Origin of the sequence: Geodermatophilus normandii (genome assembly GCF_003182485.1) — a bacterium.
Classification (GTDB): Bacteria; Actinomycetota; Actinomycetes; order Mycobacteriales; family Geodermatophilaceae; genus Geodermatophilus; species Geodermatophilus normandii.
The window spans coordinates 3,860,084-3,884,237 of sequence record NZ_QGTX01000001.1; the positions used below are offsets into that span (position 1 = coordinate 3,860,084).

At 75.3% G+C, this 24,154-nt stretch carries 24 protein-coding genes and 1 pseudogene; 3 read left to right on the forward strand and 22 right to left on the reverse strand.

The annotated features are described in order from the left end of the window. Positions 1-33: 33 nt before the first annotated feature. From JD79_RS18625 to JD79_RS18635, 3 genes are read right to left on the reverse strand one after another with little or no spacing between them, the layout of a single operon-like run. On the reverse strand, positions 34-1,014 hold the full coding sequence (locus JD79_RS18625) for an aldo/keto reductase (protein ID WP_110006728.1): 981 nt from the start codon (positions 1,012-1,014) through the stop codon (positions 34-36). Continuing rightward, positions 1,014-2,291, reverse strand: a complete 1,278-nt coding sequence (gene hisS / locus JD79_RS18630; RefSeq protein ID WP_110006729.1) for a histidine--tRNA ligase — start codon at positions 2,289-2,291, stop codon at positions 1,014-1,016. The genes JD79_RS18625 and hisS overlap by 1 nt, the downstream gene beginning before the upstream one ends. Next, on the reverse strand, positions 2,288-2,974 hold the full coding sequence (locus tag JD79_RS18635; protein ID WP_110007862.1) for an MBL fold metallo-hydrolase: 687 nt from the start codon (positions 2,972-2,974) through the stop codon (positions 2,288-2,290). The genes hisS and JD79_RS18635 overlap by 4 nt, the downstream gene beginning before the upstream one ends. Positions 2,975-3,143: 169 nt before the next feature. Between JD79_RS18635 and JD79_RS18640 the strand changes: the two genes are divergently transcribed. From JD79_RS18640 to JD79_RS18650, 3 genes are read left to right on the forward strand one after another with little or no spacing between them, the layout of a single operon-like run. Continuing rightward, positions 3,144-3,995: a peptidylprolyl isomerase gene (locus tag JD79_RS18640; protein ID WP_211308052.1), complete on the forward strand. Its 852-nt coding sequence runs from the start codon at positions 3,144-3,146 to the stop codon at positions 3,993-3,995. Continuing rightward, complete coding sequence (locus JD79_RS18645) at positions 3,992-4,711, forward strand: peptidylprolyl isomerase (RefSeq protein ID WP_110006730.1); 720 nt, start codon at positions 3,992-3,994, stop codon at positions 4,709-4,711. The genes JD79_RS18640 and JD79_RS18645 overlap by 4 nt, the downstream gene beginning before the upstream one ends. Continuing rightward, positions 4,708-5,361, forward strand: coding sequence for a methyltransferase domain-containing protein (locus JD79_RS18650; RefSeq protein ID WP_110006731.1), 654 nt, complete (start codon positions 4,708-4,710; stop codon positions 5,359-5,361). Before JD79_RS18645 ends, JD79_RS18650 begins: the two co-directional genes overlap by 4 nt. A 78-nt stretch (positions 5,362-5,439) precedes the next feature. Here JD79_RS18650 and JD79_RS18655 read toward each other — a convergent pair whose 3' ends face one another. The 19 genes and pseudogenes from JD79_RS18655 to JD79_RS18750 all read right to left on the reverse strand — a co-directional run bounded on the left by JD79_RS18655 (position 5,440) and on the right by JD79_RS18750 (position 24,080). Then, positions 5,440-7,860 carry a RelA/SpoT family protein gene (locus JD79_RS18655; protein WP_281270329.1) on the reverse strand — a complete coding sequence of 807 codons (2,421 nt, stop codon included), beginning with the start codon at positions 7,858-7,860 and terminating at the stop codon, positions 5,440-5,442. Positions 7,861-7,951: 91 nt separating this feature from the next. Beyond that, on the reverse strand, positions 7,952-8,548 hold the full coding sequence (locus JD79_RS18660) for an adenine phosphoribosyltransferase (protein ID WP_110006732.1): 597 nt from the start codon (positions 8,546-8,548) through the stop codon (positions 7,952-7,954). 358 nt (positions 8,549-8,906) lie between these two features. Then, a pseudogene (secF, locus tag JD79_RS18665) lies at positions 8,907-9,929 on the reverse strand (protein translocase subunit SecF); the annotation flags it as partial. Beyond that, positions 9,926-11,626 carry a protein translocase subunit SecD gene (gene secD, locus JD79_RS18670; RefSeq protein WP_110006733.1) on the reverse strand — a complete coding sequence of 567 codons (1,701 nt, stop codon included), beginning with the start codon at positions 11,624-11,626 and terminating at the stop codon, positions 9,926-9,928. The pseudogene secF and the gene secD, both read right to left, overlap by 4 nt. A gap of 10 nt (positions 11,627-11,636) precedes the next feature. Continuing rightward, positions 11,637-12,002 (reverse strand): preprotein translocase subunit YajC, encoded by a 366-nt coding sequence (locus JD79_RS18675; RefSeq protein WP_110006734.1) that lies wholly within the window; start codon positions 12,000-12,002, stop codon positions 11,637-11,639. Positions 12,003-12,175: 173 nt separating this feature from the next. After that, entirely contained in the window at positions 12,176-13,300 is a 1,125-nt protein-coding gene (ruvB, locus tag JD79_RS18680) for a Holliday junction branch migration DNA helicase RuvB (RefSeq protein ID WP_110006735.1), read from the reverse strand. Next, a complete protein-coding gene (ruvA, locus tag JD79_RS18685; protein ID WP_110006736.1) occupies positions 13,297-13,935 on the reverse strand; it encodes a Holliday junction branch migration protein RuvA in 639 nt (212 codons plus the stop codon). The genes ruvB and ruvA overlap by 4 nt, the downstream gene beginning before the upstream one ends. Further along, the gene (gene ruvC, locus JD79_RS18690; protein WP_110006737.1) at positions 13,932-14,498 is read right to left on the reverse strand and encodes a crossover junction endodeoxyribonuclease RuvC; all 567 of its coding nucleotides are present in this window, start codon (positions 14,496-14,498) and stop codon (positions 13,932-13,934) included. The genes ruvA and ruvC overlap by 4 nt, the downstream gene beginning before the upstream one ends. Positions 14,499-14,587: 89 nt before the next feature. After that, a complete protein-coding gene (locus tag JD79_RS18695; RefSeq protein ID WP_211308053.1) occupies positions 14,588-15,499 on the reverse strand; it encodes a L,D-transpeptidase family protein in 912 nt (303 codons plus the stop codon). Between the two features lie 78 nt (positions 15,500-15,577). Then, positions 15,578-16,330 (reverse strand): YebC/PmpR family DNA-binding transcriptional regulator, encoded by a 753-nt coding sequence (locus JD79_RS18700; RefSeq protein WP_110006738.1) that lies wholly within the window; start codon positions 16,328-16,330, stop codon positions 15,578-15,580. A 214-nt stretch (positions 16,331-16,544) separates the two neighbouring features. Then, positions 16,545-17,084, reverse strand: coding sequence for a hypothetical protein (locus JD79_RS18710; protein ID WP_110006739.1), 540 nt, complete (start codon positions 17,082-17,084; stop codon positions 16,545-16,547). 11 nt (positions 17,085-17,095) lie between these two features. Then, positions 17,096-18,316, reverse strand: a complete 1,221-nt coding sequence (locus JD79_RS18715) for a glycosyltransferase family 4 protein (RefSeq protein ID WP_110006740.1) — start codon at positions 18,314-18,316, stop codon at positions 17,096-17,098. After that, positions 18,316-19,251, reverse strand: coding sequence for a phosphatidylinositol mannoside acyltransferase (locus JD79_RS18720; RefSeq protein WP_110006741.1), 936 nt, complete (start codon positions 19,249-19,251; stop codon positions 18,316-18,318). The genes JD79_RS18715 and JD79_RS18720 overlap by 1 nt, the downstream gene beginning before the upstream one ends. Next, positions 19,248-19,880, reverse strand: coding sequence for a phosphatidylinositol phosphate synthase (gene pgsA / locus JD79_RS18725; RefSeq protein WP_110006742.1), 633 nt, complete (start codon positions 19,878-19,880; stop codon positions 19,248-19,250). Before pgsA ends, JD79_RS18720 begins: the two co-directional genes overlap by 4 nt. 3 nt (positions 19,881-19,883) lie before the next feature. After that, a complete protein-coding gene (locus JD79_RS18730; protein ID WP_211308054.1) occupies positions 19,884-20,465 on the reverse strand; it encodes an HIT family protein in 582 nt (193 codons plus the stop codon). Next, positions 20,462-22,519, reverse strand: a complete 2,058-nt coding sequence (gene thrS / locus JD79_RS18735; RefSeq protein WP_110006743.1) for a threonine--tRNA ligase — start codon at positions 22,517-22,519, stop codon at positions 20,462-20,464. The genes JD79_RS18730 and thrS overlap by 4 nt, the downstream gene beginning before the upstream one ends. A gap of 100 nt (positions 22,520-22,619) precedes the next feature. Next, positions 22,620-23,153, reverse strand: coding sequence for an MOSC N-terminal beta barrel domain-containing protein (locus JD79_RS18740; RefSeq protein WP_110006744.1), 534 nt, complete (start codon positions 23,151-23,153; stop codon positions 22,620-22,622). 31 nt (positions 23,154-23,184) lie between these two features. After that, positions 23,185-23,565, reverse strand: a complete 381-nt coding sequence (locus JD79_RS18745; protein WP_211308055.1) for an HNH endonuclease — start codon at positions 23,563-23,565, stop codon at positions 23,185-23,187. A 50-nt stretch (positions 23,566-23,615) separates the two neighbouring features. After that, complete coding sequence (locus tag JD79_RS18750; protein WP_110006745.1) at positions 23,616-24,080, reverse strand: hypothetical protein; 465 nt, start codon at positions 24,078-24,080, stop codon at positions 23,616-23,618. Positions 24,081-24,154: the final 74 nt, after the last annotated feature.

A 24,154-nucleotide genomic window follows, 5' to 3' on the forward strand; every position in this document is an offset into this window, starting at 1 on the left:
GGGTCTCTCTTCCAGGGGGTCGGGCTGGTCAGCTCACCAGCGGTCGTGCACGTGCGGCCGGATGCGCTCGTCGTAGAGGCGCTCGAGGTCGGCGAGCTCGGCGTCGGTGAGCGGCGGCAGGTCGGCCGCGGCGGCGTTGGACCGTGCCTGCTCCACCGACCGCGCGCCGGGGATGACGCAGGTGACGCCGGGCTGCTGCACGACCCAGCGCAGCGCGACCTGGGCGGGCACGCGGTCGCCGCAGATCCCGGTGAACTCCCGCGCCGCGGCGACGCCGACCTCGTAGGGCACGCCGGCGAAGGTCTCGCCGACGTCGAAGGCCTCGCCGTTGCGGTTGAAGTTCCGGTGGTCGTCGGCGCCGAACGTGGTCGACTCGGTGTACCGCCCCGACAGCAGGCCGCTGGCCAGCGGCACCCGCGCCAGGATCCCGACGCCGCGCGCGGCCGCGGCCGGCAGCAGCTCCTCCAGCGGCTTGCGCCGGAAGACGTTGAGGATGACCTGGATGCTCTGCACGCCCGGGTGCTCCAGGGCGGTCAGCCCCTCGGCGACGGTCTCCACCGAGACGCCGTAGGCCGCGATCGCCCCGTCGGCGACGAGGGAGTCCAGGGCGTCGTACACGCGCTGGTCGGAGTAGACCGCGGTCGGCGGGCAGTGCAGCTGCACGAGGTCGAGGGTGTCGACGCCGAGGTTGCGCCGCGACCGGTCGACCCAGGCCCGCAGGTTCTCCGGCGTGTACTGCTCCGCCTCGAACGGATCGGCGCGGCGGCCGGCCTTGGTGGCCACGAACGGCCGGTCGGAGCGCGCGGCCAGCGCCTTGCGGATCCGCTCCTCGCTGCGCCCGTCGCCGTAGACGTCGGCGGTGTCGAGCAGGGTCACGCCGGCGTCGAGGGCGGCGTCGAGGACGTCGCCGGCGGTCTCCTCGTCGACGTCGCCCCAGTCACCGCCCAGCTGCCAGGTGCCCAGGCCGACGACGCTCACGTCGGCGCCGGTCCGCCCGAGGGGTCGGGTCTCCATCACGCACTCACCACTTCCTGGGATACCGCCGTCGTCAGCGCCTCGAACAGCTCACCCACGGGGACGGCGCGCTGCTCCCCCGTGCGCAGGTCCTTCAGCTGGCCGACGCCGTCGGCCAGGTCCCGCTCGCCGACGACGACGGCGTGCGACGCCCCCGACCGGTCGGCGGCCTTCATGGCGCCCTTGAGCCCGCGGTCGCCGTACACCGTGTCGGCGGACACGCCGGCCGCTCGCAGCTGCCCGACCAGCCGGACCGCCAGCCGCTTCGCCTCGGCGCCCAGGGGGACGACGAACGCCTGCACCCCGGCGGCCGCGGCGACGTCGAGCCCCTCGGCCTGCACCGCGAGCAGCGTCCGGTCCACGCCGACGGCGTACCCGATGCCCGACACGTCCGGACCGCCCAGCGCCGCCGACAGCCCGTCGTAGCGGCCGCCGCCGCCGATCGCCGACTGCGCGCCCAGGCCGGAGTGCACGAACTCGAACGTCGTCTTCGTGTAGTAGTCCAGGCCGCGCACCAGCCGGGGCGCCTCGGTCCACGTCACGCCGAGGTCGGTGAGGTGCTGGCGGACGGCGTCGTAGTGCGCCCTGGTGGAGTCCGACAGGTGGTCGACCATCAGCGGGGCGTCGTCGAGCTGGGCCTGCACCTCCGGCCGCTTGTCGTCGAGCACCCGCAGCGGGTTGATCGCCGCCCGGCGCCGGGTCTCCTCGTCGAGGTCGAGCTTCTCCAGGTGGGCCACGAGCAGCTCGCGGTACTGCGGCCGGCACGTGGCGTCACCGAGCGAGGTGAGCAGCAGCTCGAAGTCGGTGAGCCCGAGGTCGCGGAAGCCCTGCACGCCCAGCGCCACGACCTCGGCGTCCAGCGCGGGGTCGTCGACGCCGAGCGCCTCCATGTCGACCTGGGTGAAGTGCCGGTAGCGGCCGGCCTGGGGGCGCTCGTAGCGGAAGGCCGAGCCGACCGTCCACAGCTTCACCGGCAGCGAGCCGGAGTACAGGCGGTGCTCGATGAAGGCGCGCATGAGCCCGGCGGTGAGCTCCGGGCGCAGGGTGAGCGAGCGGCCGCCGCGGTCGTCGAAGGTGTACATCTCCTTCGTCACGACGTCGGTGGACTCCCCGACGCCGCGGGAGAACACCGCGGTCTCCTCGAACACCGGCGTCTCGACGTAGCCGTAGCCGGCCCGCCGCAGCGGCGCGGTGAGCGTCTCGCGGACGGCGAGGAAGCGCGCCGAGTCCGGCGGCAGGACGTCGAACGTGCCCTTCGGGGCGCTGAGGCCGCTCACAGACCCCGCCCCTTCGGCGCCGCCGCGCCGGCCTCGGCGAGGTAGGGGTTGGTGGCCCGTTCGCGGCCGATCGTCGTCGCCGGGCCGTGGCCGGGCAGCACCACCGTCTCGTCGTCGAGGGGCAGGACGACGTCGCGCAGGGAGGTGAGCATCGCCTCCCACGATCCCCCCGGCAGGTCCACCCGGCCGACCGACCCGGCGAAGAGCACGTCCCCGGCGAGCAGGCCCGGTGCCTCGCCCAGGTCGAGGGAGAACACGACCGAGCCCTGCGTGTGCCCGGGCGCGTGGCGCACGGTCAGCTCGACGCCGGCCAGCGACAGCACCGCGCCGTCGTCGAGCCGGCGGACCTCCGAGGGGTCGGGCAGGCGCACGCCGGTGATCAGCGGCGCGAGCGCCGGCCCGTGCCAGCGCGCGGGGTCCGACAGCATCCCGGAGTCGTCGGGGTGCAGGTAGGCAGGGATGTAGTAGCCCTCGCAGACCGGCAGCACGGAGAAGGTGTGGTCGAGGTGGCCGTGGGTGAGCACGACGGCGACCGGCTTGAGGCCGTCCTCGGCGAGCACCCGGGCCAGCGGCTCCACCGCGTCCATGCCCGGGTCGACGACGACGCACTCCTGGCCCGGCCCGGGAGCGACGGCGTAGCAGTTGGTGCCGAAGGCGCCGGCCGGGAAGGAGCGGATGAGCACCCGTGCAGGTTACGCGGGTGATCAGCGGCCCTCCGGTCCGGCAACCGGGCGTCCACAGGCGCGCCACCTACACTCGCGCATCGACCAGCGGGCTGACCGCGGAGCGCGGCCGGGAGCCGCGGCCCGGCCCCGCGGAACACGTCGTCCCGTCCGAGGAGTGCCCGACCCCGTGCCGACCAACAAGCAGCAGCGTCTCGCCGCCCAGCGCCGCCTGCAGCGCCAGCTCGAGAAGCGCGCCGAGCTCGCCCGCAAGCGTCGCCGCAACCTGCTCGTCGTCGTGACCGTCGTCGCCGTCGTGCTCGTGGCCGGGGCGGTGGCCCTCGTGGCCGGGCTCGGTGGGGACGACGACCCGAGCGCCCAGGCCGCCTCCAGCAGCACCTCGTCGGCCGCCGCGGAGGCCACCGCGGCACCGGCGGTCACCAACGCCGACGGCACGGTCACCTGCACCTACGCGCCCGACACCTCCGGCAACCCGAGCCTGACCGACGTCGGCACCCCGCCGGACCCGGCCTCCACGCCGGCCAGCGGCACCGTCGGGCTGCTGATGTCGACCGACCAGGGCGACATCCCGCTCACCCTCGACCGCGCGAAGGCCCCGTGCGCGGCCGCCAGCTTCGCCTACCTGGCCTCCGTGCAGTTCTTCGACGGCAGTCCCTGCCACCGCGAGGTCAACCAGCCGACCTTCGGCGTGCTGCAGTGCGGCGACCCGACCGGCTCCGGCTCCGGCGGCCCCAGCTACAAGTTCGCCGAGGAGGTCACGCCGGAGACGACCTACCCGCGCGGGACGATCGCCATGGCCAACAGCGGCACGCCCGGCTCCACCGGCAGCCAGTTCTTCCTGTGCTTCGTCGACACCCAGCTCCCGCCGGACTACACCGCCGTCGGCACCGTCGACGAGGCCGGCCTGGCGGTGCTCGACACCATCGCGGCGGCCGGCAACGACGGCTCCTTCGAGCCCAGCCCCGGTGGGGGCGCGCCCAACACCCCGGTGACCATCACCTCGATGACCGTCGTCGCGTGAGGCAGGCGCGGGCGGGCGCCGGCCTGGCCGGCGCCCTGCTGGCGCTCACCGCCTGCACGAGCACCGTGAGCGGCGCGGCGTCTCCGGTCCCCGGCGGGACCGGCGACGCCTCCGGCGGCGGGCACGCCGGCACCACGACGGCGGCCTGCGAGTGGGTGGCCGCCCGCTCGGGCAACCCCTACGCCGTGGAGGTCGCCCCGCCCGACGACGAGGTGCCCGCCGAGGGCACCGCGGCGCTGCGGATGACGACGAGCCTCGGCGAGCTGGTGCTCACCCTCGACCGGGCCGGCGCCCCGTGCGCCGCGGCGAGCATGGTCCACCTGGCCGGGCTCGGCTTCTTCGACGGCTCGGCCTGCCACCGCGAGGTCGACTCGGCGGGCCTGCAGGTGCTGCAGTGCGGCGACCCCACCGGCACCGGTGCCGGCGGGCCCACCTACGCCTTCCCCACGGAGGTCGACGGCAGCGAGACCTATCCCCGCGGCACGATCGCCATGGCCAACAGCGGGCAGGGCCTCGACGGCAGCCAGTTCTTCCTCGTCTGGGGCGACAGCGAGCTGCCGCCGGACTACACCGTCGTCGGCACCGTCGACGACGCCGGACTGGCGGTGCTCGACGTCGTCGCGGCCAACGGCAACGACGGGTCGCTGGACCCCTCGCCCGGCGGCGGCGCCCCCACGGTCCCGGTGACGGTCACCGCCATGACCCCGGTCGGATGACCGGGGACCCGACCGGGGACCCCTACGCCGGGTTCCCGCCCGGCTTCTTCGCCCGCGACGACGAGCGGCCCGACGCGGTGTTCTACGGCCCGCCGCGGCTGGTCACCCACATCGACGACGCCGCCGTCGCCGCTGTCGGTGACCTCTACGCCGAGCTCGGCATCGACGGGTCCGCGCCGGTCCCCCGCCGGGTCCTCGACCTCATGTCCTCGTGGATCTCGCACTTCCGCACCCCGCCCGCCGAGCTCGTGGTGCTCGGTATGAACGCGGCGGAACTGGACGCCAACGCCGCGGCCACCGAGCGGATGGTGCGGGACCTCAACGCCGACCCGGCGCTGCCGCTGCCCGACGCCGACGTCGACGCCGTCGTGTGCTGCGTGTCGATCGACTACCTGACCCGGCCGATCGAGGTGCTCGCCGAGGCCGGGCGGGTGCTGCGGCCGGGCGGGCCGCTGGCGATCACCTACTCGAACCGCTGTTTCCCGACCAAGGCCGTCCACGGCTGGCTGGCCACCACCGACGAGCAGCACGGCGCGGTGGTCGCCGAGCTGGTCCGGCGCACCGGGCTGTTCACCGAGCCGGACGTGTCGCTGCGCACCCGCCCCGGCCGCGGCGACCCGCTGTACGCCGTCGTCGCTCGCCGCACCTGAGGTCGGCGACGCGACCAGCCGTCCTCGGCCCCGTCCCGGGTCCCGCCACGGGCTCGCGGAGGGTGAGGAGGGGTCCTCCTAGGCGGTGACGCGCTCGACGTCGAAGACGCCGTCGACGTTGCGCACCGTCTGCAGCACCGCGCCCAGGTGCGCCGGGTCGGCCAGCTCGAAGGTGAACCGGCTGACGGCCACCCGGTCGCGGCTGGTCTGCACCGACGCCGAGAGGATGTTCACCCGCTCGTCGGCCAGCGCCTTGGTGACGTCGGAGAGCAGCCGGTGCCGGTCGAGCGCCTCGACCTGGATCGACACCAGGAACACCGAGCCGGGCTGGCTGGCCCACTCGACCTCGACCAGCCGCTCGCTCTTGCGGCGCAGGTCGGCGGCGTTGGTGCAGTCGGTGCGGTGCACGCTGACCCCGCCGCCGCGGGTCACGAAGCCCAGGACGTCGTCGCCGGGCACCGGGGTGCAGCACTTGGCGAGCTTGGCCCAGACGTCGCTCATCCCGTGGACGACGATGCCGGGGTCGCCGCTGGCCGTGCGCCGGTGCACCGGCCGGCGGGTGGGGATCGCGGTCTCGGCGATGTCCTCGGCCGCGCCCTCGGCGCCGCCGAGCGCGATGATCAGCTTCTCGACCACCGACGAGGCGGAGATCTGGTTCTCCCCCACCGCCGCGTACAGCGCGGTGACGTCGGCGTAGCGGAGGTCCTTGGCCAGCGTGACCAGCGCCTCGCCGCCCAGCAGCCGCTGCAGCGGGAGGCCGGACTTGCGCATGGCCCGGGTGAGGGCCTCCTTGCCGGCCTCGACGGCGTCGTCGCGGCGCTCCTTGGTGAACCACTGGCGGATCTTGGTCCGGGCGCGGGAGGAGCCGACGAAGGCCAGCCAGTCCTTGGAGGGGCCGGCCGTGGGCGAGCGGGAGGTGAAGATCTCGACAACGTCGCCGTTGGACAGCGTGCTGTCCAGGCTGACCAGCGTGCCGTTGACGCGGGCGCCGATGCAGCGGTGGCCGACCTCGGTGTGCACCGCGTAGGCGAAGTCCACCGGCGTCGCCCCGCCCGGCAGGCTCACCACGTCGCCCTTCGGCGTGAAGACGAAGACCTCCTGCGGACCGAGGTCGTAGCGCAGGGTCTCGAGGAACTCGCCGGGCTCCTGGGCCTCGCGCTGCCAGTCCAGCAGCTGGCGCAGCCACAGCATGTCGTCGGGCGAGCCGACCTTGGTGGCGCCGAACTCGCCGGGACCGGGCTTGCCGCCCTGCCGGGCCTTCTCCTTGTACTTCCAGTGCGCGGCGATGCCGTACTCGGCGGTGCGGTGCATGTCGTGCGTGCGGATCTGCAGCTCGACCGGCTTGCCCTGCGGCCCGATCACCGTCGTGTGCAGCGACTGGTACATGTTGAACTTCGGCATCGCCACGAAGTCCTTGAACCGCCCCGGTACCGGCTGCCAGTGCGCGTGCATGATGCCCAGCGCCGCGTAGCAGTCGCGCACGGTGTCGACCAGGATCCGGATGCCGACGAGGTCCCAGATGTCGGTGAAGTCCCGGCCGCGGACGATCATCTTCTGGTAGATCGAGTAGTAGTGCTTGGGCCGGCCGGTGACGACGGCCTCGATCTTGGCGGCCTTGAGCTGCTCGGTGACCGAGGTGGTGACCTCGGCGAGGTAGGTGTCGCGCGAGGGCGCCCGCTCGGCCACGAGGCGGACGATCTCGTCGTAGCGCTTCGGGTAGAGCGTGGCGAACGCGAGGTCCTCGAGCTCCCACTTGATCGTGTTCATGCCCAGCCGGTGGGCCAGCGGGGCGAGGATCTCCAGCGTCTCGCGCGCCTTCTTCTCCTGCTTCTCCGGCGGGAGGAAGCGCAGCGTGCGCATGTTGTGCAGCCGGTCGGCGAGCTTGATGACCAGCACCCGCGGGTCGCGGGCCATCGCGACGATCATCTTGCGGATCGTCTCGGCCTGCGCGGCGTCGCCCAGCTTGACCTTGTCGATCTTCGTGACGCCGTCGACGAGGTGGGCGACCTCCGGGCCGAAGTCGGCGCTGATCGCCTCGAGCGTCTTGCCCGTGTCCTCGACGGTGTCGTGCAGCAGCGCGGCCACCAGGGTGGTGGTGTCCATCCCGAGCCCGGCCAGGACGGTGGCGACGGCGAGCGGGTGGGTGATGTAGGGGTCGCCGCTCTTGCGCTTCTGGCTGGCGTGCGCGGCCTCGGCGACGTCGTAGGCCCGCTGCAGCAGCGCGAGGTCGGCCTTCGGGTGGCTCTGCCGGTGCAGGGCGGCCAGCGGCTCGAGGACCGGGCGGACCTCGCTGCGCGGGCCGGCGACGATGCGGCGGGCCAGCCGGTCGCGCACGCGGCGCGGGCGGGGGGCACCCTCCTCCGGCGGCTCGCTGCCGACGTCGTCGGGACGGCGGACCAGCGGGCGGGACGGCAGCGGCGTGCGCTCCTCCCCCGGCGCGGCCGTGTCCTCCTCCGGCCGCGCTGCAGCCACGCGGGTGGCGGGCGCGTCGGGGGCCACGGCGACTCCTGCACTGTTGCGGAGGGGCGACCCTCACCATGCTAGCCGCGCCCGCTCCGGGCGGACCCACGCCGGGCGGGAGAGCTCCCCCTCAGGTGGTCCAGAGGGTGTGCACGGCGTGCGGGGCGAGCCGCTGGCGCCCCCCGAGGGCGGCCAACTCGATGACCACCGACACCGCCGTCACCACCGCGCCGAGCTCCTCGACCAGGGCCACCGCGGCCGCCAGCGTCCCGCCGGTGGCGAGGACGTCGTCCACCAGGAGCACGCGCTGCCCGGGGCGCAGCGAGTCGGTGTGCATCTCGATGGTGGCGGTGCCGTACTCCAGCGCGTAGTCGGCGGCGATGCGCGCGCGGGGCAGCTTGCCGGCCTTGCGGACCGGGACGACGCCCACGCCGGCGTGCAGCGCGACCGCCGCGGCCAGCAGGAACCCGCGGGCCTCCACCCCCACGACGACGTCGAACCCGGGATCGCCGGACGGGCCGTCGTCGGCGTGCGCGACCGCCGCCGCGCGCGGGTCCTCCAGCGACGGCGCGGCCAGCCCCTCGACCATCCGGCGGAACGCCGGGCCGTCGGCGAACACCGGCGTCAGGTCGCGGAACACGACGCCGGGCTCCGGGAAGTCCGGGACGTCGACGGCCAGGCCGGCGATGACCTCGTCGAGGGGCGGCAGCGCCTCGGCGGTGCTCACCGGCGCTTCTTCCCCCCACCGGGCCGCTGCGGGCGGACACCCGGGCGCGGCGCGGCCGTGGCGCCCGCGGGCGGCCGGCGTCGGGACCGACGGTGGCCGGGGACTCCACCACGACGTCGGCCCGCGCGGGGCCCAGTGACCCGGGGTCCCGCTCGGCGAGGGCCACCCCGCCGCGCGCCGCCCCGCGGGCGCGGCGGGCGCTGGCGACCGGGCCGGCCGCGACACGGGCACCCTGGCGGGCCGCCGCCGACCGGCGGGCGAGCACCCGGCGGCGGAGAGCGACCTGCTCGGGCTCGCGTTCCTTGAGGTCGGCGACGATCGGCGTGGCCAGGAAGATCGACGAGTAGGCGCCCGCCGCGAGCCCGACGAACAGCACCAGCGCGAGGTCCTTGAGCGTGCCGACACCCAGCAGCCCGGCGCCGACGAACAGCAGGCCGGCCACCGGCAGCAGCGCGATGACCGAGGTGTTGATCGAGCGCATGAGGGTCTGGTTGACCGCCAGGTTGGCCGCCTCCCCCCAGGTCATCCGGGCGCCCGAGGACAGGCCGCGGGTGTTCTCGTCGACCTTGTCGAAGACCACGACGGTGTCGTAGAGCGAGAAGCCCAGGATGGTCAGCAGGCCGACCACCGTCGACGGCGTGACCTCGAAGCCGATCAGCGAGTAGACGCCGGCGGTCACGACGAGGTCGTGCACCAGCGCCGCGATGGCCCCGATCGCCATCTTCGGCTGGAACCGGATGGCCAGGAACAGCACGACGGCGACGAGGAACACCACGAGCGCGATCAGCGCCTGGTCGGTGATGTCCTGACCCCACTCGGCGCTCACCGACTCGGGGCTGACCTGGTTCGCCTCGACACCGGCGGCGCCGGCGACCGCCTCGACGACGGCCCGCTCGCCGTCGTTGTCCAGGCCGCCGGTGCGCAGCAGGATCTCGCCGCCGCCGACCACCTGGGCGGAGGCGACGTCGGCCCCGGCGTCGGTGGCGGCCTCGCGCACCTGCTCGAGCTGCTCGGCGGTACCGGGCAGCCGGAAGCTGTTGCCGCCGGCGAAGTCGATGCCGAAGTTGAACCCGCGGAACACCATCGAGGCGATGCAGATCAGCACGACCACCGCGGTGACCTTGTAGATCAGCCGGCTGCGGCCCACGACGTCGAGGCCGGCCTCGCCGTTGTAGAGCCGGTGCGCCAGCGAGGACCGCCCCTGCCGGCGTGGCGAGGCGCCCTCGGCCGGCAGGTTCGCGTCGGCGAGCGCGGTGTCGTCGGCGGCGGCGGCCGCGTCCTCGGCGGCGTCGGCGTCGAGGGCACGCGCCTCGTCGGCCTCGGTGCCCACCGGCACCGGGGTCCCGGCCTCGTGCTCGGTGCCGTCCTGACGGCCGGTCATGGCTGGCTCCTGTCCTGCGACGCGCGGGTGCCCGACCCGGCGCCGACCAGTTCGCGGTCGGCGGGCACGGAGGGCGCGGCCGAGCGGCGGGTCCGGTCGACCCGGCCCAGGCCGGAGAACCGGCTGGTGCCGAAGCTGCGGAACCGGGCGAGCACGGCCATCAGCGGGTGGGTGAAGAGGAAGACGACGACGAGGTCGAGAACGGTGGACAGGCCCAGGGTGAACGCGAAGCCCTTCACGTCGCCGATGGCCAGCCAGTACAGGATCGCCGCGGCGAGGAAGCTGACCGCGTCGGCCGACAGGATCGTGCGGCGGGCGCGGACCCAGGCCCGCGGCACCGCCGAGCGCAGCGTCCGGCCCTCGCGGATCTCGTCCTTGAGCCGTTCGAAGTAGACGACGAACGAGTCCGCCGTGATGCCGATCGACACGATGAACCCTGCGATGCCGGCGAGGCTCAGCGTGAAGCCGATCTCGCGGCCCAGCAGCACCAGGCTGGCGTAGACCACGACCGCCGACAGCAGCAGGCTGACGATCATCACCAGGCCGAGCAGCCGGTAGTAGAGCAGCGCGTAGACGAAGACCAGCGCGATGCCGATGGCGCCGGCGATGAGACCCGCCCGCAGCTGCTCGGCGCCGAGCTCGGTGGAGATCGACTGCGCGGTCGCCTGCTCGAAGGTCAACGGCAGCGCGCCGTAGCGCAGCTGGTTGGCCAGCTCCTCGGCGCCGGCCTGGTCGAACGAGCCGGTGATCGTCGTCTGGCCGTTGATGGCGCCCTGGATGGTGGGCGCGGAGACCACCCGGCCGTCGAGGGTGAAGGCGACGTTGCTGCCGACGTTGGCGGCGGTGTACTCCGCCCACGTCGTGCGGCCCTCGGAGTCGAAGTCCAGCAGGACGACCCACTCACCGGTGGTCTGCTGCGTGCCGGCGCTGGCGTCGGCGATCTGGGTGCCCTCGATGATCGTCGGGCCGAGCAGGTACTTGACCGAGCCGTCCTCGCTGCAGGCGGCGACGAAGTCGTCGGGACGGGCGACCTCGGTCGTGGTGTCCGCGGCGTCGCAGGTGAGCGTCGCGTACCGCGCGGCCGCCTCCTCCTGCGTCACGGCGGGCCGGTCGGTGTCCAGCGCCGGGTCGCTCACCGCGCCGTCGCTGGGGGTGGCCGCATCCGTCGCGGTCGCGCTCTCGGTGGCGGCGTCGGTGGGCGTGGCGGCGTCGGTGGGCGTGGCGGCGTCGGTGGTCGTGGCGGCGTCGGTCGGCGTGGCGGAGTCCGTGGGCGTCGCCCCGTCGGTCGGCGTCGCGCTGTCGGTGGCCTCCGCGGGCGCGGCCGGCTCGGGGCCGGTGACGACCGGACGGAACCGCAGCTGCGCGGTCTGGCCGAGCTCGCGCGCCTGGTCGCCGTCGTCACCGGGAACCGAGATGACGATGTTGGCGTCGCCCTCGGTGACCACCTCGGCCTCGGCGACGCCCAGGCCGTTGACCCGCTGCTCGATGATCTGGCGGGCCAGCTCGAGGTCCTCGGGTGCCGGCGCCTGCCCGTCGGGGGTGCGGGCGGTCAGCGTGACCGTCGTCCCGCCGCGCAGGTCCAGGCCGAGCTGGGGCGTGCGGTCGGTGCCGGTGAAGAAGATCAGGCCGTACATGACGGCGATGATCAGGACCAGCGCGCCGAAGTACCGGCGGGCGGGCAGGGCGCGGTTGGCCACGGGTCCTCCGTCAGAGGGTCTTGCCGGACGGGCCGTCACCGGGACGGTCGTCCCGGACGGAGGGCTCGTCCACGGTGGGGTCGACCACGGTCTCCCCCGTCACCACGGGGCCGGGCACCTCGCCGGCCGGCGGGCGCACCTGGATGACCGCCTGCCGCGCGTAGGTGACGACGACGCCGGGCGCGATCTCGACCTGGATGGTGGCCGGGTCGCTCAGTCCGGCCACCGTGCCGTACACGCCGCCGGCCATGGTGACCGGCACGCCGATCGCCAGCGCCGACTGCGTCTGGGTCTGCTGGCGCTTGCGCGCCCGCGCCGGCAGCACGATGAGCGCCACGAACGCCAGGGCGAGCAGGAGCAGGGGGAACAGTTCCACGACGGGAGTGCCTCTCTACCGCGCAGGCTGCACGCGGTCGGTGCGGCCCGGGTCGGGACCGCTCGGGTACGTCGGTCGTGGCGCGCGGACACCGGCCCACGCCGACACGGGATCCGCGCGGCCGGGACCGGTCGGCCCGGGAGGGGCCGAGTTGCGCGCCAGCGCCGATGAGTCTAGGCGTCGAAGAGCGGTTCCGACGACGCCCCCGGGTCACGCGGGACGGCTGTGACACCACCGAGGGGGATCCCGCCGCGCGGCACCGGGTGGCCGAGGTGCCGCCAGGCCGCCTCGGTGGCCACCCGCCCGCGCGGGGTGCGGGCGAGCAGGCCGGCGCGCACGAGGAAGGGCTCGCACACCTCCTCCACGGTGCTCGGCTCCTCCCCCACCGCGACGGCGAGCGTGGACACACCCACCGGCCCGCCGGAGAAGCGCACGACCAGGGCCTCGAGGACCGCCCGGTCCAGGCGGTCCAGTCCGAGGTCGTCGACGTCGTAGAGCGCGAGGGCGGCCCGGGCGACCGCGCGGGTCACCCGGCCGTCGGCCTCCACCTCGGCGTAGTCGCGGACCCGGCGCAGCAGCCGGTTGGCGATGCGCGGTGTCCCCCGCGAGCGGCCGGCGATCTCCGCCGAGCCGTCGTCGGTGAGCTCGACCCCGAGCAGCTCGGCGCTGCGCGCCAGGACCAGCTGCAGCTCGGCGGGCTCGTAGAACTCCATCTGCCCGACGAAGCCGAAGCGGTCGCGCAGCGGCCCGGTGAGCAGGCCGGCCCGGGTGGTCGCCCCGACGAGGGTGAACGGGCTGATCTCCAGCGGGATGGCGGTGGCACCGGGCCCCTTGCCGACGACGACGTCGACGCGGAAGTCCTCCATCGCCATGTACAGCAGTTCCTCGGCGGGCCGGGCGATGCGGTGGATCTCGTCGATGAACAGCACGTCGCCGGGACCGAGGTTGGACAGCATCGCCGCGAGGTCGCCGGAGCGCTCGATCGCCGGGCCGCTGGTGATCTTCACCGAGGTGCCGAGCTCCGAGCCGATGATGAGGGCGAGGCTCGTCTTGCCGAGCCCGGGCGGGCCGGACAGCAGCACGTGGTCCGGCGGCCGGCCCCGGCGCTTCGCGCCCTCGAGGACCAGCGCGAGCTGGCGGGCCACCTTGGGCTGGCCGATGAAGTCGTGCAGCGAGTGGGGCCGCAGCGCCGACTCGACGACCCGCTCCTCGTCCCCGGCCTGCGGCGAGACGCCGAAGTCCCGGCTGATGCCGGACTCCAGCTCCCCGGTCAGGGACCGGTCGAACGGGGCGCTCACGACCGGCCCAGCAGCTGCAGCGCCTGGCGCAGGAGCGCGGCGACGTCGACCCGGCCGGTACCGGCGAGCTGCTCGTCGGCGACCGGCGCCAGCGCGGCGAGCGCGGTGTCGGCCTCGCGGGTGGACCAGCCGAGCCCGACCAGCGCGGAGGACAGCTGGTCGCGCCAGGGCGCCACGGCGGTGATCGGCGCGGCGCCGGCGGCCGGCGGGCCGTCGAGCTGCGTGTCGGCGGTGGTGGTGCCCAGCCGGTCGCGCAGCTCGAGGATCAGCCGCTCGGCGCCCTTCTTGCCGATGCCGGGCACCTGCATGAGCGCCTTGACGTCGGCCATCGAGACCGCGCGCCGGACCTCCCGGGGCGGGTGGATGGCCAGCACCGCCTGCGCCAGCCGCGGGCCGACGCCGTTGGCGGTCTGCAGCAGCTCGAACAGCTGCCGCTCGTCGTCGTCGGCGAAGCCGTAGAGGGTCAGGGAGTCCTCGCGCACGACCAGGCTGGTGGCCAGGCGGGCGTCCTCCCCCACCGCGAGCCGGGCGATGGTGCCCGGGGTGCACTGCACCGCCAGGCCGATGCCGCCGACCTCGACGACCGCGCCGTCGGGCGAGACGGCCGCCACGCGGCCGCTGACCGAGGCGATCACCGCGACACCCCCTGCCAGCGCGGCAGCGTCCGCTGCACCACCGGCGCGCCGATGCCGCCGGCGATGGCGGCGACCCTCAGCCGCTGCTGCGCCGGGCCCCGCCACACGTGGCAGACGGCCAGCGCGAGGGCGTCGGCGGCGTCGGCCGGCTTGGGGGCCGACGCCAGGCCCAGCACCCGGGTGACCATGAGGGTGACCTGCTCCTTGTCCGCGCGGCCGTTGCCGGAGATGGCCGCCTTGACCTCGCTGGGCGTGTGCCAGGCGACCGGGCGGTCGGCCTGCGCCGCTGCCAGTGCCGCGACCCCGGCCGCCTGCGCGGTGCCGGTGGCGGTGCCCTTGTTGTTCTGGGTGAACACCCGCTCGATGGCCACGACGTCGGGCCGGTGCTCGCGCAGCAGCGCGGTCACCTGCGTGTGCAGCTCCAGCAGCCGCAGCTCCAGGTCCAGCTCCGCGGAGCTGCGGATCACGCCCACCCCGACGGCGGCCGGGCGCGCGCCGGGACGGCCGTCGACGACCCCCCAGCCGCACCGGGTCAGCCCCGGGTCGATGCCGAGCACCCGCATGCCCGCTCCCCCTCTCACCGAACGCGTGTTCGACGGTCACGGTAACCGTCCCCGACGACGGCGCGGGAACGCAACACGCCGCCCTCGGCTCAGCCCACACCGATGGCGATCAGCGGTCCGGCCGCGGGGTCCAGCCAGCGCAGCAGCGTCTGCAGGCGCCCGCGCTCGAGCGCGACGCAGCCCGCGGTCGGGGCGCCGTCGCTGACGTGCAGGAAGAACGCCGACCCGGCGCCCGGGATCCCGGCCGGGTTGTAGCCGATCACCACGGCGTGGTCGTAGACCGCGCCGGCCGCGAGCAGGTTCTCCCCGGCGCCCTCGTCGAACGGGCAGGTCCCGGGGGCGCAGCGGGCGTGCTGGTCGTACAGCGGGCTGGCGACGTCGGAGACCCACCAGTCCTGCTCGTCGACCTGCCGGTAGGGCAGCCCGCTGCCGGGGTCGGGCGCGCGGCCGAACGCCTCGGGGAGCGGGAAGGTGCCGGCCGGCGTGCGGGTGGCGCCCTCGCGGGCCGCCCCGACGCCGGACGCGCCGACCCGGGCCGGCCAGGGGCCGTGTACCACCGTCCAGCCGCCGGGGCCCAGCTCCCACCCGGTCAGCTCCGCCGTCGTGGCCCCGGACGAGGCGGCCACCACGGTGACGACCTGCGTCGAGCCGCCGGCCGCCACGTCCAGCGGCAGGGCCACGGCCCGCGGCCCCGGCCCGGGCTGCTCGGGGGCGGCCACGACCGGCTCGGGCACCGGCGCCGACGCCGGCGACGGCACCGGGTCGGCCGCCGGCCCGGGAGCGGGCACGGCGGTCGTCGGTGCGGCGGTCGCCCGGGGCACCTGGCCGACCGCGGGCCGCCGGCCGACGGGGTCGCCCTCGGCGGCCGGGACGCCCGCGACCACCGCGGCAGGGACCGTGGCCGCCGCCCCGGGGGTGGGCGGCGCGAGGACGCCCAGCACGCCGGCGGTCAGCAGCAGGGCGACGCCCGCGCGCGCCACGCGCGTCCACGCTCCGGCCACCCGCCCATGCTGGGACCTGGGGGCCGGATCGGGCCGCTACCGCCGGGGTGTCCGGGACCGGTGGGGCGCCCGTGGCGATCAGCCCACGTTGGCCATGACCTCGTCGGGGACGTCGTAGTTGGCGTAGACGTTCTGCACGTCGTCGCAGTCCTCGAGCGCGTCGATGAGGCGGAACACCTTCCCGGCGCCCTCCTCGTCGAGCTCGACGGTGACGCTGGGCACGAAGCCGGCCTCGGCCGAGTCGTAGTCGATGCCGGCGTCCTGCAGCGCGGTGCGGACGGCCACCAGGTCGCCGGGCTCGCAGACGACCTCGAAGGTGTCGCCGAGGTCGCGGACCTCCTCGGCACCGGCGTCGAGGACGGCCATGAGCACGGTGTCCTCGTCGACGCCGTCGGCCTGCGGCACGACGATGACGCCCTTGCGGGTGAACAGGTAGGACACCGAGCCGGGGTCGGCCATCGAGCCGCCGTTGCGGGTCATCGCGGTGCGCACCTCGGAGGCCGACCGGTTCTTGTTGTCGGTGAGGCACTCGATGAGCACCGCGACGCCGCCCGCGGCGTAGCCCTCGTAGGTGATGTTCAGGTACTCGACGCCGCCGGCCTCGGCGCCGGACCCGCGCTTGACCGCGCGGTCGATGTTGTCGTTGGGGACCGAGCTCTTCTTCGCCTTCTGGATGGCGTCGTAGAGCGTCGGGTTGCCCGCCGGGTCACCCCCACCGGTGCGCGCCGCGACCTCGACGTTCTTGATCAGCTTGGCGAACAGCTTGCCGCGCTTGGCGTCGATGGCGGCCTTCTTGTGCTTCGTGGTCGCCCACTTGGAATGGCCGCTCACAGTGCTCCTCCGGGTCGGGGGCGCCGGCACCGGCGCCACTGGGGACTGCCACCGCCCCGCCGACCGCGCACCGCACGATCCCCACGATCGGCTCGTGGGCCCGGGTGTCCCCGGTCAGCTCGGGGTGGAGCTGGTGGCCACGACGTCGCCCTGGCGCACCGCGACGATCCTACCGTCGGCCGGTTCGTGTCCGGCCCGCCCGAGACCGATCCGCTCAGGCGCGCGGGACCCCGGCCCCCAGCGGGACAGCGTCCAGGCCGTCCTCGACGTCGAAGAAGCGCGGCAGCGGGCGGTCGGCGTGCAGCCGCAGCAGGCGGGGCAGCCGGCGCTGACGCAGCAGCGCGGTGTCGCGGACGGCGTCGTTGTAGAAGCGCCGGGCCAGGCCCATGCGGGCGTCGGCCTCGGCCAGGTCGGCCAGCAGCGCCCGGGGCACCCCCGGCACGTCCCGGGGCAGCGCGCGGAGCTCCCGGCCGAGGGCGTTCTCCGCCAGCTCCCGGTCGCCGGCCGGCGTCTCGCGGGCCTCGTACGCGGCGGTCTTCAGCCGGCTCGCGCGGTCCTCACCCAGGGCGGCGCTGTACACCGACGCGAGGTCCTCGGCGAGCGCGGCGCGGTGCCGGAGCCGGTGGTCGAGCACCGCCCGGGCCCGCGCGACGCGGGCCTCCAGCCGGCGCAGCCGGGTGAGCGTCCAGGCGGTCCAGGCCGCGAGCAGGAGCACGGCGACGCCCACGACCAGCACCAGGGCGTCGGGCGTCACGACCGGTCACGCTAGCGCCGGACCCGCCGCAGCAGGGAGGGCAACACCCCGTCGGTGGCGCTGCTCGCCCCGGTCACCTGCGCCCACGACTCGTCGTCGCTGACGGTCACCTCACCGGCACCGGGCAGCACGACGGTCTCGTAGACGGCGAGCACGCGGCGGGCGACGACCTGCCAGTCGTAGCCGGCCGCCGCCGCGCGGCCGGCCGCCGACAGCGCCTCCCGGCGGGCGGGGTCGGCGAGCAGGTCCGACAGGGCCCGCGCCAGCGCCGCGCTGTCGCCGCGCCGCACGAGCACCCCGGCGGCGCCGTCGGCGAGGACCCGGGTGAAGGCGTCGAGGTCACTGGCCACGATCGGCGCGCCGGCGGCCATCGCCTCGATGAGGACCACGCCGAAGGACTCCCCCAGCAGGTTGGGGGCGCAGTAGACGTCCACCGACCGCAGGAAGGCGGCCTTGTCGGCCTCGGAGATCTCCCCCAGCAGCGCCACGTGCGCGCGCAGGTCCTCCCCCAGCCCCTCGCGCAGCGCGTCGGGGTCGCCCCGGCCGGCCACCAGCAGCCGGGCGCCGGGGTGCTCGCGCAGGACGGTGCGCATCGCCTCCAGCAGCACCGGCAGGCCCTTGCGCGGCTCGTCGAAGCGGCCGAGGAACCCGATGGTCGGCCCGTCGACGCCGCGCTGCACGCCGGGCAGCGTCGGCCCGTCGGCGAAGGCGTCCACGTGCACGCCGTTGGGGATGATCACCGCGTCGCCGCCGAGGTGCTCGACCTGCACGCGGCGGGCGAAGTCGGAGACGGCGATCCGGCCGGTGATCTTCTCCAGCCACGGCCGCACGACCGGCCCCCAGGCGGCCAGCCACTTCGACCGGACGGTGGCGGCGTGGAAGGTGGCCACGATCGGCCCGGTGGCGATCATGCAGACCAGCAGGCCGATCGACGGCGGCGCCGGGTCGTGCACGTGGACGACGTCGAAGTGCCCCTCGCGCAGCCAGCGGCGCACCCGGGAGGCCGAGACGGGCCCGAACTGCACGCTGGCCATCGACCCGTTGTAGGGGATCGGCACGGTCCGCCCGGCGAAGGTGACCCACCGGTCGGGGAGCGACTCCTCGCGCTCGGCGGGGGTCAGCACCTCGACGTGGTGGCCGAGCCCGCGCAGCGTGTCGGCGAGGTCGCGCACGTGGTACTGGACGCCCCCGGGGACGTCCCACTGGTACGGACAGACCAGCCCGACGCGCATCAGCGGCGCTCCCCGGCCGGTGGGTCCGGCGGCACGTCGGCCCAGATCCGGCCGGGCACGTGCCAGTCCTCGGGCTGCTCGGCGATGCCCGCGGCGAACGCGTCGGCCACCCCCTGCATCGCCGACCGCACGCGGTCGCGCAGCCGCGTCGCGCCGTCCAGCGGCACCTCGGGGCGGAAGTCGAGCTCCCAGCCCCGCGCGGTGAACCGGCACACCATGGGCAGGAGGGCCGCGCCGGTCTGGGCGGCCAGCAGCGCCGGGCCGCCGGGCATCGTGGCCGGACGCCCGAAGAACTCGACCGGCACGCCCCCGTCCCCGAGCGCCCGGTCGGCCAGCAGGCAGACCACGCCGCCGTCGTCGAGCCACTCGCGCAGCACCGTGGCGCTGGGCCGGCTGCCGCCGGTCAGCGGCACCACCCGCATGCCGAGCGTCTCGCGGAAGGCGACGAACCGCTCGTAGAGCGACTCCGGGCGCAGCCGCTCGGCGACGGTCAGGAAGGGGCCCCCGAGCCAGTCGACGAACCAGACCCCGGCGGCGTCCCAGTTGCCGCTGTGCGGCAGGGCCATGACCAGCGGCCGGCCCGCGTCCCGGGCGGCCGCCACGTGCTCGACGCCGCGGACGACGGTGTCCCCCACGACCCGTGCGGGGTCCAGCCGCGGCAGCCGGAAGGCCTCCTGCCAGTAGCGGGCGTAGGAGCGCAGCGCCCGGGCGGTGAGCTCGTCGAGCTGGTCCTCGGACAGCTTCCCGCCGGTGGCCACGCGCAGGTTCGCCCGCAGCTGGCGGGCACCGCGGCCCGCGCGGCCGGCGGCGTACCGGCCGGCGGCGTCGAAGGCGCCGCGGGCCACCGGCTCGGGCAGCCGCTGCACCGCCTGCCAGCCCGCCGCGTAGCCCAGGTCGGTGAGCCGGGGCAGGACCCGGGCCCGCAGACCGCTCACGGGGCCGGGGCCGACGGCGTCAGCGACCTGCCCGCGGCGCCGCGGCGCACGGCGACCACGCGCTGGGCGACGGTCACCGCGCCACCCACCACGAGCAGCCACAGGCCCACGTCGACGGCGTACGGGAGCCCCAGGCCGGTGAGACCGGTCCCGGCGAGCACGAGGATCAGCCGCTCGGTGCGCTCCACCAGCCCGACGTCGCAGGGGATCCCCACGCCCTCGGCGCGGGCCTTGATGTAGCTGGTCAGCACGCCGAGGACCAGGCCGACGAGGGCCAGCAGCGCCAGCAGGCGGTCGCCGCCGGCGCCGGTGTACCACCAGACCAGCGCCCCGAAGACGGCGGCGTCGACGGCGCGGTCGCAGGCCGAGTCGAGCACCGCGCCGAACGCCGAGCCACCGCCGCGGGCCCGCGCCAGGGCGCCGTCGAGCATGTCGAGCAGCACGAACACCGTGACGGCGAACGCGCCCCAGAACAGGACCCCGTGGGCGATGAGCGCCACGGCCGCGGCGATCGCGCCGACCGTGCCGGTGACGGTGATCGCGTCCGGCGTGACCCCGGCCCGCGCCAGCCGCGACACCACCGGTGCCCAGAACCGGCCGACGGCCGCCCGGGCGCCCGACCCCAGCACGGGTCAGTCCCCCGCCGGTGCCGGCCGGACGCCGCCCGGCCAGGCCGCGGCCAGCAGCGTGCGGGTCTCGGCCAGCACCTGCGGCAGCACCCGGGTCAGGCCGATGACCGGCATGAAGTTGGTGTCCCCGCCCCAGCGGGGCACCGCGTGCTGGTGCAGGTGGTCGGCGATGCCGGCACCGGCCACCGACCCCTGGTTCATGCCGATGTTGAAGCCGTGCGCTCCGGTCACCTGCCGCACCACCCGCATCGCCGTCTGCGTGAACGCGCCCAGCTCGGCGACCTCGGCATCGGTCAGGTCGGTGTAGTCGGGCACGTGTCGGTAGGGGACCACCATGAGGTGCCCGGCGTTGTAGGGGTAGAGGTTCAGCACCGCGAACACCGTCTCCCCGCGCGCCACCACCAGCCCGTCCTCGTCCGCCATCGCCGGGATCAGGCAGAACGGGCAGTCGTGCTCGCCGGTGGGCTTGCCGGAGCCGCGGATGTAGGCCATCCGGTAGGGCGTCCACAGGTGCTCGAAGACGGTGGCCGGGCCGCCGTCGTCGCTGGAGACGGGGACGGTGAAGCCCTCCGGGCCGACGGTCACGGCCGTTCCAGCGGCGCGTCGGCGGTGGGGTCGGGGTTGTGCCGGGCGGCCACCCAGGCGACGACGGCCTCGACGGCGTCGGCCACCGGCACGCCGTTGCGCTGGCTGCCGTCGCGGTAGCGGAAGGAGACCGCGCCCGCCTCGGCGTCGGTGGCCCCCGCGATGAGCACGAAGGGCACCTTCTGCTTGCTGGCGTTGCGGATCTTCTTCTGCATGCGGTCGTCGGAGTCGTCGACCTCGACCCGGATGCCGCGGGCGCGCAGCCGCAGGGCGACGTCGGTGAGGTAGCCGACCTGGTCGTCGGTCACCGGGATGCCGACCACCTGCACCGGCGCCAGCCAGGCGGGGAACGCGCCGGCGTAGTGCTCGGTGAGGACGGCGAAGAAGCGCTCGATCGAGCCGAACAGCGCGCGGTGCAGCATGACCGGCTGCTGCCGGGAGCCGTCGGCGGCGGTGTACTCCAGCCCGAAGCGCTCCGGCAGGTTGAAGTCGACCTGGATGGTCGACATCTGCCAGCTGCGGCCGATCGCGTCGCGAGCCTGCACGGAGATCTTCGGGCCGTAGAAGGCCGCGCCGCCCGGGTCGGGCACGAGCTCGAGGCCGGAGTCGAGCGCGGCCTGCCGCAGCGCCTCGGTGGCCACCTCCCAGCTCTCGTCGGACCCCACGGACTTCTCCGGGTTGCGGGTCGAGAGCTCCAGGTAGAAGTCGGACAGGCCGTAGTCGGCGAGCAGGCCGAGCACGAAGTCCAGCAGGCCGCGCAGCTCGCCGGCCATCTGCTCGGGGGTGCAGTAGATGTGCGCGTCGTCCTGGGTGAAGCCGCGCGCGCGGGTCAGCCCGTGGATGACCCCCGACTTCTCGTACCGGTAGACGGTGCCGAACTCGAACAGCCGCAGCGGCAGCTCCCGGTAGGACCGGCCGCGGGACCCGAACACCAGGTTGTGCATCGGGCAGTTCATCGGCTTGAGGTAGTAGTCCTGCCCCTGCCTGCGGACGGTGCCCTCGGCGTCGCGCTCCTCGTCGAGCTGCATGGGCGGGTACATGCCCTCGGCGTACCAGTCGAGGTGCCCGGAGATCTCGAAGAGGCGGCCCTTGGTGATGTGCGGGGTGTTGACGAAGGAGTACCCGGCCTCCTCGTGCCGCTGCCGGCTGTAGGCCTCCAGCTCCCGCCGGACGACGCCGCCCTTCGGGTGGAACACCGCCAGCCCCGAGCCGATCTCGTCGGGGAAGCTGAACAGGTCCAGCTCCGCGCCCAGCCGGCGGTGGTCGCGGCGCTCGGCCTCGGCCACCTGCTCCAGGTACGCCTTGTGCGCCTCGCGGCTCTCCCACGCGGTGCCGTACACGCGCTGCAGCTGCGGGTTCTTCTCGCTGCCCCGCCAGTAGGCGGCCGCCGAGCGGGTGAGGCTGAACGCCGGGATGGTGCTCGTGCGCGACAGGTGCGGACCGCGGCACAGGTCGGTCCACACGCGGTCGCCGGTGCGGGCGTCGAGGTTGTCGTACATGGTCAGCTGCGCGCCGCCCACCTCGACGTCGGCGCCCTCGGTGTCGCCGGCACCGCCCTTGAGGCCGATCAGCTCGAGCTTGTACGGCTCGTGGGCCAGCTCGGCGCGGGCGTCGTCGTCGCTGACCTCCCGGCGGGCGAAGCGCTGGCCGGCCCGCACGATCTGCTGCATGCGCTTCTCCAGCGCCTGCAGGTCCTCCGGGGTGAAGGGCTTCTCGGGGTCGAAGTCGTAGTAGAAGCCGTTCTCGACCGGCGGGCCGATGCCCAGGCGGGTGCCGGGGAAGAGGTCCTGCACGGCCTGGGCGAGCACGTGCGCGGTCGAGTGGCGGATGACCGCGCGGCCCTCGGGGCTGGCGGCCGGCACCGGCTCGACCTCGGCGTCGGCGCCGGGCACCCAGGCCAGGTCGCGCAGGTCGCCGGTGGCCACGTCGCGGACGACGACCGCGCCGTCGGGGCCCTTGAGCGCCACCCCGGCGTCCTTGAGCGCCTGCTCGGCCGTCGTCCCGGCCGGCACCCGGACGAGGGTGGTGGCAGCAGGACGGGGCGCGGCGGACACGGGGTCTCCTGGGGGTCGCGAGGTGCTCGGGAGGGCGTCCGCCGGGGCGGACGCGCACCGGCCAGCCTAACGAGCGCCCTCCCCCTGGCCGGGCACCCGACTACGCGGGGACGACCTCGTCGCCGACGGCGACCGTGCCCGGCTCGGCGACCTCGGCGTAGACGCCCAGGCAGTGCTTGGGCAGCCGGGTGACCTGCAGCACCGCCGAGCCCAGCCGCAGGCGCCGGCCCACCCAGGAGCGCTCGTCGTCGGCGGGCAGGTCGAGGACGAGGTTCGCGCGGGGGTCCTCGGCGCCGCAGCCGGCCGGGACGACCCCCGCGGCCGCCCGGTCCAGCGCCTGGCGGGACACCAGGTGCACCGCCGCGGCACCCTCGGGACGTCCCGTCAGCGGCTCCAGCCGCACCGCCTGCCCCAGGGCCGCGGTGACGGCGGCGGCGTCCAGGTCCGGGTGCCCGGTCGGGGTGACGCCGGCCAGGCCGGGGACGTCCCGGCCGCGCAGCACCCGCCCGGCCGGGTCGACGACGGCGAACGCACGGTCCCCGGCCAGTCCGGCCGGGCCGACGTCGGCCCGCTCGAGCGGGGTGCCGGCGCAGCCGCGCACGGGGTAGACCGAGATGCCGACGACGGTGCCCACGGCGTCACGCTACGACCGGCCGGGCGGCGGGTCAGGCGGCGAGGGCGCCGCGCCTGCGCAGCCGGCGGAGCTGGGACTCCAGGTAGGGCCGGGCCCTGCGCTGCCCGCCGCGGACGGCGATCGCGGCGGCCAGGTCGGCGAGGACCCGGGCCAGCCGCACCTCGTCGGCCGGCCAGCCGCGGCGCAGGCACTCCTCCAGCCACTCGACCGGCGCGGTGTGCCCCCGCTCACCGTTGCAGCGCCCGCAGGCGGCCACCTCGTTCTCCAGCCACGACGGGCCGCCCTTGACCCGCGGCACGACGTGCTCGGTGGTGGCGGCGACCTGCCCGGTGAGAGCGCGGCCGCACCAGATGCAGGTGGGGCCGTCCCGTTCCACGGCCGCCTCGAGGCGGGCGGCCCTGTCCAGTGCCATCGGTTCCATGGTGCGCCCGGACCGTGCCGCGCGCCTGAGGGATCGGCCACTCAGCCCCGGCGGCGCCGCCCGGCCACCCGCGGCCGGCGCGGGGCCACCGCCGCGGCGAGCGCGCTCTCCCGGCGGCGGACCGCCCGGCGGAAGCGCGCGCGGCCGGGGTGGACGCCCGGCGGGTACGCGTACCAGCCGAGGTCCTCCGACGGCGGGTCCGGCGCCGCCTCGTCCTCGCGCATCCGGTGCCGCAGGCGGGCGAGGACGGCCTCGGCGACGTGGTCGTGGTCGAGCACCCGCCGCGGGTCGGTGACCCCCTCGGCCTCCAGCGCCTCGCCGTACCACCGCTGCCAGCCGTGCCCGAACGCCCGCTCCGCGAGGTCGGTGACGACGGCGTACGCGGCGTCGACCCGCACGTCCGCCTCGAGGGCGAGATCGAGCTCGACGACCGCACGCAGCGTGTACGGGCCCGGCCCGGGCCACTGGCCGCCGTCGGGGAGGGTGGGCGGGTGCTGGTCGGTCACCGGCGCATCGTGGCAGTCGGCGGGTCACTCACCGATGAGAAACGGGATCGGCCAGTGTCTGACCCCACGAGACC

Coding starts and splice junctions, on each gene's coding strand:
- JD79_RS18625 (WP_110006728.1), bottom strand. CDS start 1,014: ATGGAGACCCGACCCCTCGGGCGGACCGGCGCCGACGTGAGCGTCGTC.
- JD79_RS18650 (WP_110006731.1), top strand. CDS start 4,708: ATGACCGGGGACCCGACCGGGGACCCCTACGCCGGGTTCCCGCCCGGC.
- ruvC (WP_110006737.1), bottom strand. CDS start 14,498: ATGCGGGTGCTCGGCATCGACCCGGGGCTGACCCGGTGCGGCTGGGGG.
- JD79_RS18715 (WP_110006740.1), bottom strand. CDS start 18,316: ATGCGCGTCGGGCTGGTCTGTCCGTACCAGTGGGACGTCCCCGGGGGC.
- JD79_RS18745 (WP_211308055.1), bottom strand. CDS start 23,565: ATGGCACTGGACAGGGCCGCCCGCCTCGAGGCGGCCGTGGAACGGGAC.